The organism is Brevibacillus sp. FSL K6-6036, from assembly GCF_037964015.1.
Lineage (GTDB): Bacteria > Bacillota > Bacilli > Brevibacillales > Brevibacillaceae > Brevibacillus > Brevibacillus borstelensis.
Genome location: NZ_CP150173.1, coordinates 2137124 through 2149608 on the forward strand (window position 1 = coordinate 2137124; position 12485 = coordinate 2149608).

Below are 12485 nucleotides of genomic sequence, written 5' to 3' on the forward strand. Positions count from 1 at the left end.
TGTGTTATTTGTTGATTTGGGAGGACTAACATGATCTCTGTTAATGATTTTCGTACCGGCCTGACCATCGAAGTGGATGGCAATATCTACCAAGTGCTCGAATTCCAACACGTGAAACCAGGAAAAGGTGCAGCCTTTGTTCGTTCCAAACTGCGCAACCTGCGTAACGGCAACGTGGCAGAGATGACGTTCCGCGGCGGTGAAAAAGTAAGTCCTGCCCGCATCGAAACCTCTACCATGCAATATCTGTATGCCAGCGGCGATGAGCATACCTTTATGAACACAGAAACGTATGAGCAGCTCACCTTTACAAGCAAGCAGATCGAGCGCGAGCTTAACTTCCTGAAAGAAAACATGAACGTGCAAATCATGCAGTACAACGGCGAAACCCTCGGGGTGCAATTGCCGAATACAGTTGAACTGACTGTTACTGAATGTGAGCCGGGCGTAAAAGGAGATACTGCCTCCAACGTTACGAAAAAAGCAACCCTGGAAACGGGTTTTGTGGTAAACGTGCCGCTTTTCGTAGAACAAGGAGACAAGTTGATCATCGATACGCGTACCGAAGCATACGTATCTCGCGCATAAAGACGAGAGAACGAATAGCGAGCGACGGAAACGAGCCGTACCTGCCATGGGTACGGCTCTTTTCGTTTCTCTTGGGAACCTTGCGTCAAGACGAAGCGTCCGCCGCTCAGCGTCCGCCAAACCATTCCCACAGCTTCAAGACAAAGGCGGTAATGCCGGCGGCCATTAGCGGGCCGACGGGAATTCCGCGCAAAAAGACAATTCCAATGATCGACCCAATGACCAAACCAACGATGATGGACGGCTCAGTTCGAAGCAAATCGAGTCCCTTTCCGTTCATCCAGGTGGCGATTGCCCCTCCGGCGAGTGCCATCATTCCGATCACCGTCGTGAAGAGCGGAGTAATGTCACGCCACGATATTTTTTCGCTGGCGAACGGAACAAGTACGGAGATCGTCAAAAACAAAAGACCCAGCTCAAGCCCCCGCCGCTCAACTACAGGAAACAGGCGTTCGAGTGCGGTCAGCTTCAAAACAAGCAGAATGCTCGCTGCAGTCGCAATAATTGGCGATCGCCCGATCAAGCCTATGACGATCAAGATGACAAGCATGATTTCCCCTGATACCATCGGCATCAAAACCCCTGTCCACGTCCCTAGTCTTCTTTCACTTTATGAGACAAGGTGGGGAAGTATTCGCTTCTCTCGTACAATCGGGACCAGGCGATAGTGGTCAATCTGTGCACAAAAGGCAAGATCATCGGCAAAATGATGCTGGACCAGTCTTCTGCCCGTCGTCGTGTGGGGCAAAAGCTGCGGCAATCGGTCCGACAGATGCAAATAGCTGGCCCGGAGCGCTTCTCCCAAATCGCAGAGTTGAACCTGCGGCTGCAGCAGCTTTGCTCTGTGAATCATGAGGCCAGCAGCCAGACCGTCTTCGAGAGCAAATTCGGATCGTGTTCCGGCACAGTACAGGGTGATGTCCAGACGTTGTGACAGTGCGTACTGGATACAAGCGGTTGCGTTGAGAAAACAGCCGATCAACAGGGAGGAGGCACGTTCCGCTTTTTGGATCGCACGTGTTCCATTCGTGGTAGTGAGGATAAGAACGCTCCCTTTTTGCGAGTGGCCAGCCAGTTCGGTAGGAGAGTTGTTGTAGTCGAAGTCAGGGATTTTCCGACAATGTCTTTCACCGGCAAGAAAGCAGTTTTCTGTCCGCAGCGCGTTGGCCTGCCCGATGGTCTCTACGGGAACGACAACCGAAAAGCCGGTTCCCAGCGCGGTCACGATCGAACTAGACGCACGCAGTACATCGATGACGATGACGACGCGGTTGCCGATCTGATCGTAGCGAATTTCCTCAACGGTGGGAACGACATCTATTCGCACGTAGCGGCCCTCCTTTCGGCCATCATCGCTGCAGTGTCACCCCTCAGCCCCCTTCGCAGCGTCTCGACGGCTAATACGTCGGCACCAGCAATATTCCCCAGATTTACGCTGGCGCCCAGCGTCTGAATCAAGGCGACCTGCTGTTCCTTTTGGGGAGCTTCCCAGATTAGCCGGTCTGCCAGGGAGCCGGCGGCCTTATGAATATCCAGCAAAAAGCTGGTCTCCACTTTTCCTTTCCCATCAAATACGCCTACCGTCCCACTCTCGCGGGCTTCTACGATCACGTAGCTGGCGCCTGCTAGAAGATCAGCCTCCAGTGTACGCAGCAGCTCGTCTTGCTCGGCACGGAAATCTGCCGACTTTTTGCCAAATTCCGAGTAGACGATCAGCCCGGCATCTGCCGCCGTACTGATCGCCCTTTTTCTGAGGTCGGCGGGGAGGGGGAAGGTTCCGTCGGAGATTTCGACCGCATTAAACCCGATTGCTTTCACTTGTTCGATATATGCCTCCAGAGTGGATTGGCAAAGGGCAATTTCAAAAAGGGTTCCGCCTGGCATGATGTGCAGATTCCACGTTTTGGCCTCTTCCACTTTTTGTTGCAGAAATTTGCCGGGGTAGAGGACGGATGTACCAAAGCCCAGCTTGTAAATGTCGATGTAAGGGGCAGCCAGCTCCATCAGGTCGTAAAATGCTGCGCGACCCATTCCTTTATCGATGACCATGGTTAATCCGGTCGCGCGTGGTTTGGGTTGTCTTCGCCGGGACGGGTCCGACCATCCATCGGGCCAGAAGGGAAGATCGCGGTTAAACATGGCTGTTTTCCTCATTTCTTCTAGGCGTTTGCTTTTAGTCTATGTGCGGGTGAGGTTGGGAGTGAGCCGCAAGCCTATAGGCGATTGCCCAGCTTTCAGTGATGAATCTGCCCGGGACGAGCATAGAGTGATAGGGAGGAGGGCGAGGAGTGATGTGGGAAAAAGCGATCATAGGGATGGCTACACTAAGAGTGATGTCTGGTACCATTGAAGTGCTGGCGGCCCTGTTTATTTTAAAAGTAAACGAGGTGGAGAAGGCGCTGCTGATCAATTCGGGACTTGCCATTGTAGGTCCGCTTGTACTGCTGTCGACTACGACAATCGGACTGATCGGCATGTCGGACCGGATCAGCTTCGCAAAAATCATGTGGATATTTGCGGGCATCGTCTGTATATTCATCGGGGTCAGAAAATGACGGATACGATTTGGCATTAGTAACCCTCCCGACTTTCGGGAACAATAGCGAAAGTAAACGGATAAAGGAGGGTTCCTCGTGCTTGAATCATTGGCTAATCGAATTTCGTATCTGCGCGGCTTGGCAGATGGGTTGGACCTGACACAGAACAGCAATGAGGGAAAGGTACTGTCGGAAGTAATTGAGGTACTGGACGAAATGTACGGTCAGTTCAGGGAATTGCACGCCAGGATCGAGGAAACCGAAGATTACGTAGAGGCAATTGACGATGATCTCGACGATGTGGAGTTGTACCTTTTCGGCGATGAGAATGATCTGTACGAGATGGTGGATGACTGTGACGAAGACGACGACAGCGTCCTCTATGATAAATTTGCGGATCAGGACGACGAGGATGCCTCCACTTACGAGCTGGATTCTGACGACAATGTGATAGCCTCTTATGAAATCGAGTGTCCCTCGTGCCATGAGATCATGTTCTTTCAAGAGGGGGAGGATGATGAAGGGTACCATCATTACATCATCGAACCCTATCCGCAGGACAGGCAATATGAACCGATCAATGCCACCTGAAAAACATCGAGCGAACAAATGGTGAACTGGCTTTCATCCGGACCGACCGGTATGGAAGCCGGTTTTTTTGTTTGAGAAATGATTGCGTTGATACGCGTAGTACTCGTGCGGTTCCCGCGACTTTCGCTAGCAAGCGTTTCTCTGGCGTTTTCTTGGCATAAAACTCGTCCAGACCCGCATAGGATGGAGGTAAGTCGACGTGGACAAAGGCTGAAGTGTCAAAGACACGAAGGAGGGATAAGTCGTGAACGAGATCATGGCGATTTTGCCGGCGACCATCCGCAGCATTCTGACTGCATTGCCCTCCGCCGTCAGAGAGCATCTGGAGGAAATCCGCCTACGGCAAAATCAGCCGCTGGAAATAAGATTTGGGCAGCAGTCGAGCTACGTGACAGCCGCAGGACAGCTGACAGCCAATGCCAGACAAGGGTGGACCTTCACTGAAGAACAGTCGGTCAAGCTGTTGAACCTGGTCAGCCAGCACTCTCTGTACACTCTGGAAGAAGAGCTGAAACGCGGCTACATCACTGTTACAGGGGGACACCGGATCGGCATTGCCGGCAAGGTCGTCCTGGAACGGGGAGAAGTAAAAGGGATTCGCGACGTTACCAGCTTTAACATCCGGATCGCTCGCGAGAAAAAAGGGACGGCACAGAAGGTCCTGCCCTATCTGTTCGAAAACGGACGAATCCTGAATGCCCTGATCATCTCGCCTCCACAGTGCGGAAAAACAACGCTCCTGCGAGATATTGCCCGCTCCATCAGCTATGGGAACGAATGGTCCTCCAGCCGCAAAGTGGGCATTGTGGACGAGCGTTCCGAGCTTGCCGGCTGCTTGAACGGTGTTCCGCAGCGGGATGTCGGCCCGAGAACGGACGTGCTGGATGCTTGCCCAAAAGCAGCAGGAATGATGATGCTGATCCGTTCGATGTCACCCGATGTCCTGATCGTGGATGAGGTGGGGCGGCCGGAAGACGGCGAAGCCGTATGGGAAGCCGTCCATGCCGGTGTTTCCGTAATCTGTTCTGCGCACGGCGCAGAGATCGAAGAGGTGGCGAGGCGTCCGGCACTGGGAAAATTGATTCAAAGCGGCGTCTTCTCCCGCTATTTTGTTCTGAGCCGCTCGAAGGGCGTAGGGACGATTCAAGGCGTCTACGACCGGAGTCTCGAACCGGTCGATAAGGGGGAGGTCGCATGGTTAAGCTGATCGGAGCCGTGCTGATCCTGTTCTCGGCTTCCATGGTAGGGTGGCAAATTGGTCGGTTTTATGCGTATCGTCCCGTGCAGCTTAGAGCCCTTCTCGTAGGGCTGCAGATGCTGGAGACGGAGATCGTGTACGGCCTGACCCCGTTGCAGCCTGCCCTGCTCAAAGTGGGAAACCGGCTGCCGACAGAGATTGGACAGCTGTTCCAGACTGCTGCGGGCAGCCTTCGCGAGGAGCGGGCACAGAACGCCGACGAAGCGCTCAGACTGGCCATCGATAGACACTGGCAGCAAACGTCGCTTCGCAAGCAAGAGCGGGATGTGTTGACCAGTCTGGGACAGGTGCTCGGATCATCTGATCGGGAAGACCAGCAAAAGCATTTGCGTCTCGCCGTTACACACCTTCGCGGGTTGGAGGAAGAGGCGCGAGCGGAACAAAACAGGTACGAGAAAATGTACAAAAGCCTCGGCTTCCTGTGCGGGTTGTTGGTCGTCATCCTGATGTTCTAAAGGCGAGGTGTTCACTGTGGATTTTGATTTGACACCTGTTTTTCAGATCGGGGCGGTGGGATTTATTACAGCCATTCTGCACACGGTTCTGAAGCAGGCTGGCAAGGAGGACATCGCACACTGGGCGACGCTGGTGGGGTTTATCATCGTGCTGTACATGGTAGCTCACTATGTCGGCGACCTGTTTTCCGAGGTAAAACGCGTCTTCCTGTTTAATTGAGGAGGGAAGGCGAATGGAGATCGTACAAATCGTCGGACTGGGATTGGTGGCTACGATTCTCGCGCTGGTCATCAAGGAACAAAAACCGATGTTCGCCTACCTGCTGGCCATCGCGAGCGGCGTTGTCATCTTTTACTTTCTGATCGGTAAAATAGCGGAGGTCATCAGGATTCTGGAGCGTCTGGCGGTACAAGCTGACCTCAATCTCGTATTTTTGGAAACCATCTTGAAAATCATCGGAATTGCCTATATCGCTGAATTCGGGGCACAAATGACCAGAGACGCCGGTCAGGGAGCCATCGCTTCCAAAATCGAGCTGGCTGGGAAAGTGTTGATTCTGATCATGGCCGTTCCGATCATTCAGATCATTATCGAAACGGTCATAGACCTGTTGCCGGCGTAGTTGGGGGAGGGGTGCAAGTGACTCGTGCGGGCTGGTCGCTCTTCTTGTTTCTGCTGTTTGTCTTCCTGCCGTCAACCTCTCTCTCGGCTGCCGTGACGACACCAGCACCTTCTGTCGATTACCTGATCAAGCAGCAGGTAGACGATTTGCAGGTTGACCGGGTCGAAAGGTTTTGGACAGAGCTGCAGCGCGATTACAAAGGGTATCTTCCTGATCTGCAGGCTCCCGGTTTTCTCCAGTTGTTGATGCAGCAGGGGGACTTTAGTCTCTCCGGGTTTCTCAAGGGCTTCGGCAAATTTGTTTTCCATGAAATTTTGATGAATGGCAAACTGCTCAGCTCGATCATCATTATTACGGTTTTTGCCATGATTCTGGAGACGATGCAAAACGCCTTTGAACGCAACACCGTGACGACGGTAGCCTATTCGATTGCCTATCTCGTGCTGATGGTGCTCGCCATTAACAGCTTCCATGTGGCCATCACGTACGCCAAAGAAGCGATCAGCGACATGTCCGACTTTATGCTGGCCATGATTCCTCTGGTCATCGCTCTGCTCGCTTCTGTAGGAAATTTGGCGTCAGCTACGATGTTTCACCCGCTCATCATCTTTCTCATCAATACCAGCGGGATACTCATTTCCTACGTCATATTTCCGCTCCTGTTTCTGTCCGCCATGCTGTCGATCGCAAGCCTCTTTTCGGAAAGATACCAGGTCACGCAGCTTGCTTCCCTCTTGCGCAATATTGCAATGGGAGCGCTCGGGTCCTTTCTTACCATATTTCTGGCGATCATCTCCATCCAGGGGGCTACGTCGGCAGTAGCTGACGGGGTAACCCTGAGGACGGCCAAATACATTACCGGCAATTTCATCCCGATTGTCGGCAGGATGTTCTCAGATGCGGCAGACACAGTGCTCAATGCTTCTCTTCTGGTCAAGAACGCAGTCGGATTGGCAGGGGTCCTGATTCTGCTCCTCCTGTGCGCATTCCCGGCCCTCAAGATCCTGATTTTGGCCATGATCTACAATCTTTCCTCCGCCGTCCTGCAGCCTTTGGGCAATAGTCCGATCATCGCGGCACTCGGAGCGATCGGGAAAAATCTAATCTTTGTCTTTGCGGCTTTGGCCACGGTAGGGCTGATGTTCTTTTTGGCCATCACCATTATCATTGCGGCGGGCAATATCTCCATGATGGTTCGGTAGGTGAAGCAGATGACATGGCTTACGCTCTGGCTGAAAAAGATCATCTTACTTGTTCTCCTGGCTGCGTTCCTCGACCTCATTTTGCCCAATACCAGCATGCAGCGCTACGTCAAAATGGTGATGGGACTGATTATTTTGATGACGATCATCTCCCCTGTGTTCGCCCTGTTTCAGCTCTCTCAGGATGATCTGGCGCTTAAGCTGGACCGCTACCAGGAGCAGATGAACCGGCCCTCCGACACCGAGTGGAAGCGCATCGCCGAGAGGCTGGCCGGAAAGCAGGAAAAGCAAATAGACGCCTACGTGCAAAGTCAGGTGGAGGCATCCATTCGAACGAAGCTCAAGGAGGATCACGGAGTGGAGGTAACGGCAGTCAAGGTTCTGTTGGACAACAAGAATGCAGACCAGGCAAAATTGCAGCGCATCGAGGTAGCGATCGCCCCAGAAGGGAGCAGCGGGGAAACAGCAAGCGCGATCAAGCCGGTCGAACCGATCGAACCGATACGCATCGAGGTAAACAGTCAAAGCCAGGGGCAAGAAGAAAAGGAGCTGCCGGCTGCTGCACAGCAGAAAGATGCCTTGTCCAAACGGATTGCCAGTGATCTGGCAGCGCAATGGGGCTTAAGCGAGGATATGGTAGTCGTTACCAGGGATCAGGACAAGATTGAGAAGCGGTGACATGCAGTCGTTCAAGGTGAGGTGAGCAGGGGTGTTTGGGAAGCTGAAGCAATGGTTGGCCGCAGATTCAGATAAAAAGAAGCTGAAGCCGATCCACTATTTTATCGTCATATTGGGAATCGGGATGGCCATCATGATTTTGACCGATTTCCTGAATGTTGAACGCGATCAGCCGATGGGTTTCGGGATTGGAGGCAATGAACCGACCGGACCGCCTGGAACCGAACAGTCGGCGCCGGTGCTCGGAGGAGCCAATCCGCCCGACATCATCGCAGAATACGAAAACATGTATCAAACGCAGCTGAAGGAAATATTGGCCAGCGTAGTTGGTGTGGGAGAGGTTGAAGTCATGGTCAATCTGGATTCGACGCCGGAGCTGGTCGTCGGGAAAAACACCAATACCCGTTCCTCTACCAATCAGGAAACGGACAAGGAGCGAGCCACGCGGAATCAAAATGACCAATCCCGCGATGAACAAGTGGTCGTGGTCCAGGGAGGCAAACAGGATCAGCCCGTTATCCTCAAAACGCTAAAGCCAAAGGTAAGAGGGGTTTTGGTGGTGGCAAAAGGCGCCGACAACATACAAGTCAAAGCGTGGATCACCGAAGCGGTTCAAAAAGTATTGGATGTGCCTGCCTACAAAATTTCGATATTGCCTAAAAAAGGTTAGGAGGTAATGACAAATGATGCTTCGCAAGCAAACGGTATGGTTGTTGACAATGCTGGCCGTGATGGTGGTCCTCTCGGGCTACTATTTGGTCAAAGGGCCGGACAGTCAAGTGTCGACGCTGGGGCAGCAGCAGTTGCAGCAGCTGCAGCCTGAGCAGGACTCGCTTTCTGGTGTCGTGGTTGAGAGCAAACAGACAGAGACGCCAGCCACTGACGCAGCTCCTGTCGAGGGCAAGCCAAAAACGGAACCTGCGGCAGCAGATACGGCAAATGCCAACAAGGAGCAGCAGACAGATACCAAGGAAACGGCGACGCTGGCTGATACCCCGAGCGAAATTTTCACCGGGTACAAAATGAAGCGGGAAGCCCAACTCCAGCAGCAAAAAGACGAGCAGATGAGCATCATGGGCAGCCCGGATGCGACCCCGCAGGCAGTAGCAGAGGCGAAAGCGAAGTACGAAGAGCTCTCTACGATGGAGAGCGCCACAATGGCCGTAGAAGAAATGCTGAAAACAAGCGGCTACAAAGACGCTGTCGTGTTCACGCAAAATGACAAGGTGACAGTAATCGTGCAAAAAGACAAACTGGGCGCAGATGAAGTGGTGGACATCATCTCCAATGTAAAACAGCATCTGAACGTCCCGGCAACCAATATCACCGTACAATTCAAAGCTTCCTGACGAGGTACTAAGGATCATTGAAAACGGGCATGCTGGTAAGGGTTTCTCCTCGTTTTTCGCTGGAAATGAGGGGAAATCCTTTCTTGACGTTGGGGTGGTGACAAGCTACCATGATTGTTAGACCTCGATACATACCATACTCCCTGGTTATCTTTCGAAATGAAGGAGTGCTTACCTGTGTTCAAAATTCATGAAATCCGTGAAATTATCAAGTTGATTGATCAGTCGTCCATTAACGAATTCGAGCTTGAAATCGATGGAGCAAAGGTAACAATGAAAAAATCGGCCGGGGAAACCGTCTACGTTTCGCAACCGGTCGTACAGGCTCCAGTGGCTCCGGTCGCCCAAGCAGCGGCTCCCGTAGCAGCTGCACCGGCAGTGGCAGAAGCTCCTGCGGCGCCGGTTGAGGCTCCGAAGCCGGCAGCAGCAGCCGTAGATGAGTCGAACCTGCACAAAATCGTGTCCCCGATGGTGGGAACATTCTACCGTTCCCCTGAGCCGGGCAAGCCTGCCTACGTCCAAGCGGGCGACAAGGTGACCCCGAACAAGGTTGTTTGCATCGTGGAAGCGATGAAGCTGTTCAACGAGATCGAGGCAGAAGTATCCGGGGAGATCGTGAAAGTGCTGGTTGAGGATGGTCAGCTGGTGGAATACGGCCAGCCGCTGTTTTTGGTGAAGCCAGAATAGGTTGGAGGAGAGCGTAATGTTTCAAAAAGTATTGATTGCCAACCGGGGCGAAATTGCTGTCCGTGTCATTCGCGCCTGCCGCGAGTTGGGCATTCGTACGGTAGCTGTGTACTCCGAAGCAGATCGCGAAGCGCTGCACGTAAAATTGGCTGACGAAGCTTACTGCATTGGACCCACAGCATCGAAAGAAAGCTACCTCAACATTGCGAGCATCATGAGTGTAGCCACCAAGGTTGGGGCAGACGCCATCCATCCCGGCTACGGGTTTTTGGCAGAGAACGCCGACTTTGCCGAGATTTGTGCCGCTTGCAACATCACATTTATCGGGCCTGACCCGGAGGCCATCGTCAAGATGGGCGATAAATCCACCGCCAAGGATACGATGAAATCAGCCGGTGTACCAACTGTTCCGGGAACAGATGGCCTTGTCGAGGATATCGCCGATGCGATCAAGACGGCCAATGAAATCGGCTATCCGGTGATGGTAAAGGCAACCGCCGGCGGCGGAGGCCGCGGGATGCGCGTTGCTGTAGACGATGAAGATCTGGAAAAGGCGATCCGTCAAGCGCAAAACGAGGCGAAAACTGCCTTTGGCAACCCGGGCGTTTATCTCGAAAAATTCGTCGAAGGACCGCGCCACGTCGAAATTCAGATCATGGCAGATAAGCACGGCAATGTCGTGTATTTGGGTGAGCGCGACTGTTCCATTCAGCGACGCCATCAAAAATTGATTGAGGAAGCGCCATCTCCCGCCCTGAGCGAGGAACTGCGGAGAGAGATGGGGGAAGCGGCCGTAGCTGCAGCCAAAGCGGTAAATTACCACGGCGCAGGAACGGTTGAATTCCTTCTGGACAAACACGGGAAGTTCTACTTTATGGAGATGAACACCCGCATTCAGGTTGAACATCCGGTGACAGAGCTTGTAACCGGATTTGATTTGATTAAAGAACAGCTCACGGTAGCTGCAGGCCAGCCGCTGTCGTTTACACAGGACGACATCAAGCTGAATGGCTGGGCCATCGAATGCCGGATCAATGCGGAAAATCCGGTCAAGAATTTCATGCCATCCCCTGGGAAAATCACGACGTATCTCGCTCCGGGCGGATTCGGTGTGCGCGTCGACAGCGCCGCTTATACCGGCTATGTCATCCCGCCTTATTACGACTCGATGATCGCGAAGCTGATCGTCTGGGGCAAAGACCGCACGGAAGCGATCGAACGCATGAAGCGGGCGCTCGGCGAGTTTGTCGTGGAGGGTGTGCACACGACGATTCCGTTCCATCTCAAGGTGCTTGACCACGAAGTGTTCGCCAGCGGTCAGTTTGACACGAAATTCCTGGAGATTCATGAACTGAATCTGGACGAAGCTTGATTTGTAAAAGTGGAAGCTGCTTGTTATAATGGGTTACAAAACCATAGGGAGGTGCGAAGCGTGGAAGAGTTTACACCGGATCTAGAAAGAACAGAGCTTGGTAAGGTGCAGATCGCTCCCGAAGTCCTGGAAGTAATCGCCGGTATGGCTGCCTCTGAGGTAGAGGGTGTAGCACAAATGAGCGGTGGTTTCGTAGGTGAGATTGTCGAACGGCTCGGCCGTAAAAATATAGCTCGCGGCGTACGCGTAGAGGTAGGCTCGCGCGAAGCGGCAGTTGATGTATCGATTATCGTAAAATATGGACACCGTATCCCGGATGTCGCTCGAAATATTCAAGATAGTGTGCGCAACGCCATCGAAAGCATGACGGGTCTGTCGGTCGTGGAAGTAAACGTACATATTGTGGACGTAGAGCTGAAGCCCGAAGAAAAAGCGCCGGCTGCCGTGGAAGATTTCCAGCGCGTCCGCTAGTTCATCAGCAAGTTTGGATGCCCCCTATGCCTCAGGGGGCATTTTTCCTCATCTAAGAGTAACGGCCTCCTTGTTACCTTTGCACCAAAGGAGAGATGCTTGTGAATTTGTTTGACCGCTTTATCCTGACTTTGTACAGTTTTGCGCTGATCGTCCTCTCTGTCGGCGTGATCGGAGCCTCGAGCGGACTGATCCCAGCTGAATACATACGCCCCTATTTAGAGCAGCTGCTTGGCGGTTTCCAGCCTGCCTATCTGATCACGGCGGTGATTTTTTTAATTGTCAGCTTGCGGTTCTTTTTCAGTTCTTTCCGCCGCTCCAAGAAACCGAAAACGGAGAAGGGCATTCGCCAGCGCAGCGACTTGGGTGAAGTAAACATAACCCTGCAAACCATTCAGACAATCGCCGAGAGGGCGGCCAGAAGAGTGAAGGGGGTCCGCGATTTAAAGACTGTCGTACGGGCGCTGGAAAGCGGAAACACGATCACAGTCCGCGTCTCTGTCGACGGAGAGACGCCCTTGCCGGAGCTGACCCAGAAGCTGCAGACCGATATCAAGGAGCAGGTGGAGGGTATTGCCGGCGTCATCATCTCCGAGGTGGCGGTCGTTGTGACGGAAGTAGCCCAGCATGAGAATTACGCGGCTCGCAAACGAGTGGAATAGTAGGTGAAAGTC

General features: G+C 53.0%; 18 protein-coding genes. 15 read left to right on the top strand and 3 right to left on the bottom strand.

The annotated features are described in order from the left end of the window. Nucleotides 1–30 precede the first annotated feature (30 nt). Nucleotides 31–588: an elongation factor P gene (gene efp / locus NST37_RS10670; protein ID WP_003387284.1), complete on the top strand. Its 558-nt coding sequence runs from the start codon at nt 31–33 to the stop codon at nt 586–588. A 106-nt stretch (nt 589–694) separates the two neighbouring features. Here the strand turns inward: efp and NST37_RS10675 are convergent, their stop codons facing one another. The 3 genes from NST37_RS10675 to NST37_RS10685 are packed head-to-tail and all read right to left on the bottom strand — an operon-like array spanning nt 695 to nt 2727. Continuing rightward, on the bottom strand, nt 695–1156 hold the full coding sequence (locus NST37_RS10675; protein WP_003387283.1) for a DUF441 domain-containing protein: 462 nt from the start codon (nt 1154–1156) through the stop codon (nt 695–697). A 42-nt stretch (nt 1157–1198) separates the two neighbouring features. After that, nucleotides 1199–1915 carry a 2-phosphosulfolactate phosphatase gene (locus NST37_RS10680; protein ID WP_003387281.1) on the bottom strand — a complete coding sequence of 239 codons (717 nt, stop codon included), beginning with the start codon at nt 1913–1915 and terminating at the stop codon, nt 1199–1201. Then, nucleotides 1906–2727 carry a phosphosulfolactate synthase gene (locus tag NST37_RS10685; protein WP_003387279.1) on the bottom strand — a complete coding sequence of 274 codons (822 nt, stop codon included), beginning with the start codon at nt 2725–2727 and terminating at the stop codon, nt 1906–1908. Before NST37_RS10685 ends, NST37_RS10680 begins: the two co-directional genes overlap by 10 nt. Before the next feature lie 152 nt (nt 2728–2879). On the opposite strand from NST37_RS10685, the gene NST37_RS10690 reads away from it, so the two are divergent. The 14 genes from NST37_RS10690 to amaP all read left to right on the top strand — a co-directional run bounded on the left by NST37_RS10690 (nt 2880) and on the right by amaP (nt 12473). Beyond that, complete coding sequence (locus tag NST37_RS10690) at nt 2880–3143, top strand: YqhV family protein (RefSeq protein ID WP_003387278.1); 264 nt, start codon at nt 2880–2882, stop codon at nt 3141–3143. 78 nt (nt 3144–3221) lie between these two features. Then, complete coding sequence (locus NST37_RS10695; protein ID WP_003387277.1) at nt 3222–3716, top strand: CD1247 N-terminal domain-containing protein; 495 nt, start codon at nt 3222–3224, stop codon at nt 3714–3716. A gap of 244 nt (nt 3717–3960) precedes the next feature. Then, a complete protein-coding gene (gene spoIIIAA / locus NST37_RS10700) occupies nt 3961–4923 on the top strand; it encodes a stage III sporulation protein AA (RefSeq protein WP_003387276.1) in 963 nt (320 codons plus the stop codon). Further along, entirely contained in the window at nt 4911–5429 is a 519-nt protein-coding gene (spoIIIAB, locus tag NST37_RS10705; RefSeq protein WP_003387275.1) for a stage III sporulation protein SpoIIIAB, read from the top strand. The genes spoIIIAA and spoIIIAB overlap by 13 nt, the downstream gene beginning before the upstream one ends. 16 nt (nt 5430–5445) lie before the next feature. Further along, entirely contained in the window at nt 5446–5649 is a 204-nt protein-coding gene (gene spoIIIAC / locus NST37_RS10710) for a stage III sporulation protein AC (RefSeq protein ID WP_003387274.1), read from the top strand. A 13-nt stretch (nt 5650–5662) separates the two neighbouring features. After that, a complete protein-coding gene (spoIIIAD, locus tag NST37_RS10715; RefSeq protein WP_003387273.1) occupies nt 5663–6052 on the top strand; it encodes a stage III sporulation protein AD in 390 nt (129 codons plus the stop codon). A gap of 17 nt (nt 6053–6069) precedes the next feature. Beyond that, nucleotides 6070–7254: a stage III sporulation protein AE gene (gene spoIIIAE, locus NST37_RS10720; RefSeq protein WP_003387272.1), complete on the top strand. Its 1185-nt coding sequence runs from the start codon at nt 6070–6072 to the stop codon at nt 7252–7254. 9 nt (nt 7255–7263) lie between these two features. Further along, the gene (gene spoIIIAF, locus NST37_RS10725) at nt 7264–7932 is read left to right on the top strand and encodes a stage III sporulation protein AF (protein ID WP_024984901.1); all 669 of its coding nucleotides are present in this window, start codon (nt 7264–7266) and stop codon (nt 7930–7932) included. A gap of 31 nt (nt 7933–7963) precedes the next feature. Beyond that, nucleotides 7964–8602, top strand: a complete 639-nt coding sequence (gene spoIIIAG / locus NST37_RS10730) for a stage III sporulation protein AG (RefSeq protein ID WP_003387269.1) — start codon at nt 7964–7966, stop codon at nt 8600–8602. Between the two features lie 13 nt (nt 8603–8615). Next, nucleotides 8616–9281 carry a SpoIIIAH-like family protein gene (locus NST37_RS10735; protein WP_003387268.1) on the top strand — a complete coding sequence of 222 codons (666 nt, stop codon included), beginning with the start codon at nt 8616–8618 and terminating at the stop codon, nt 9279–9281. Nucleotides 9282–9458: 177 nt separating this feature from the next. Further along, entirely contained in the window at nt 9459–9968 is a 510-nt protein-coding gene (gene accB / locus NST37_RS10740; RefSeq protein WP_003387267.1) for an acetyl-CoA carboxylase biotin carboxyl carrier protein, read from the top strand. A 16-nt stretch (nt 9969–9984) separates the two neighbouring features. Beyond that, entirely contained in the window at nt 9985–11340 is a 1356-nt protein-coding gene (gene accC, locus NST37_RS10745; RefSeq protein ID WP_024984902.1) for an acetyl-CoA carboxylase biotin carboxylase subunit, read from the top strand. Between the two features lie 60 nt (nt 11341–11400). Continuing rightward, entirely contained in the window at nt 11401–11811 is a 411-nt protein-coding gene (locus NST37_RS10750; RefSeq protein WP_003387265.1) for an Asp23/Gls24 family envelope stress response protein, read from the top strand. Nucleotides 11812–11906: 95 nt separating this feature from the next. After that, nucleotides 11907–12473: an alkaline shock response membrane anchor protein AmaP gene (gene amaP / locus NST37_RS10755; RefSeq protein WP_171506318.1), complete on the top strand. Its 567-nt coding sequence runs from the start codon at nt 11907–11909 to the stop codon at nt 12471–12473. Nucleotides 12474–12485: the final 12 nt, after the last annotated feature.

Coding starts and splice junctions, on each gene's coding strand:
- efp (WP_003387284.1), top strand. CDS start 31: ATGATCTCTGTTAATGATTTTCGTACCGGCCTGACCATCGAAGTGGAT.
- NST37_RS10675 (WP_003387283.1), bottom strand. CDS start 1,156: ATGGTATCAGGGGAAATCATGCTTGTCATCTTGATCGTCATAGGCTTG.
- NST37_RS10685 (WP_003387279.1), bottom strand. CDS start 2,727: ATGTTTAACCGCGATCTTCCCTTCTGGCCCGATGGATGGTCGGACCCG.
- NST37_RS10690 (WP_003387278.1), top strand. CDS start 2,880: ATGTGGGAAAAAGCGATCATAGGGATGGCTACACTAAGAGTGATGTCT.
- spoIIIAB (WP_003387275.1), top strand. CDS start 4,911: ATGGTTAAGCTGATCGGAGCCGTGCTGATCCTGTTCTCGGCTTCCATG.
- spoIIIAD (WP_003387273.1), top strand. CDS start 5,663: ATGGAGATCGTACAAATCGTCGGACTGGGATTGGTGGCTACGATTCTC.
- spoIIIAF (WP_024984901.1), top strand. CDS start 7,264: ATGACATGGCTTACGCTCTGGCTGAAAAAGATCATCTTACTTGTTCTC.
- NST37_RS10735 (WP_003387268.1), top strand. CDS start 8,616: ATGATGCTTCGCAAGCAAACGGTATGGTTGTTGACAATGCTGGCCGTG.
- accC (WP_024984902.1), top strand. CDS start 9,985: ATGTTTCAAAAAGTATTGATTGCCAACCGGGGCGAAATTGCTGTCCGT.
- amaP (WP_171506318.1), top strand. CDS start 11,907: ATGCTTGTGAATTTGTTTGACCGCTTTATCCTGACTTTGTACAGTTTT.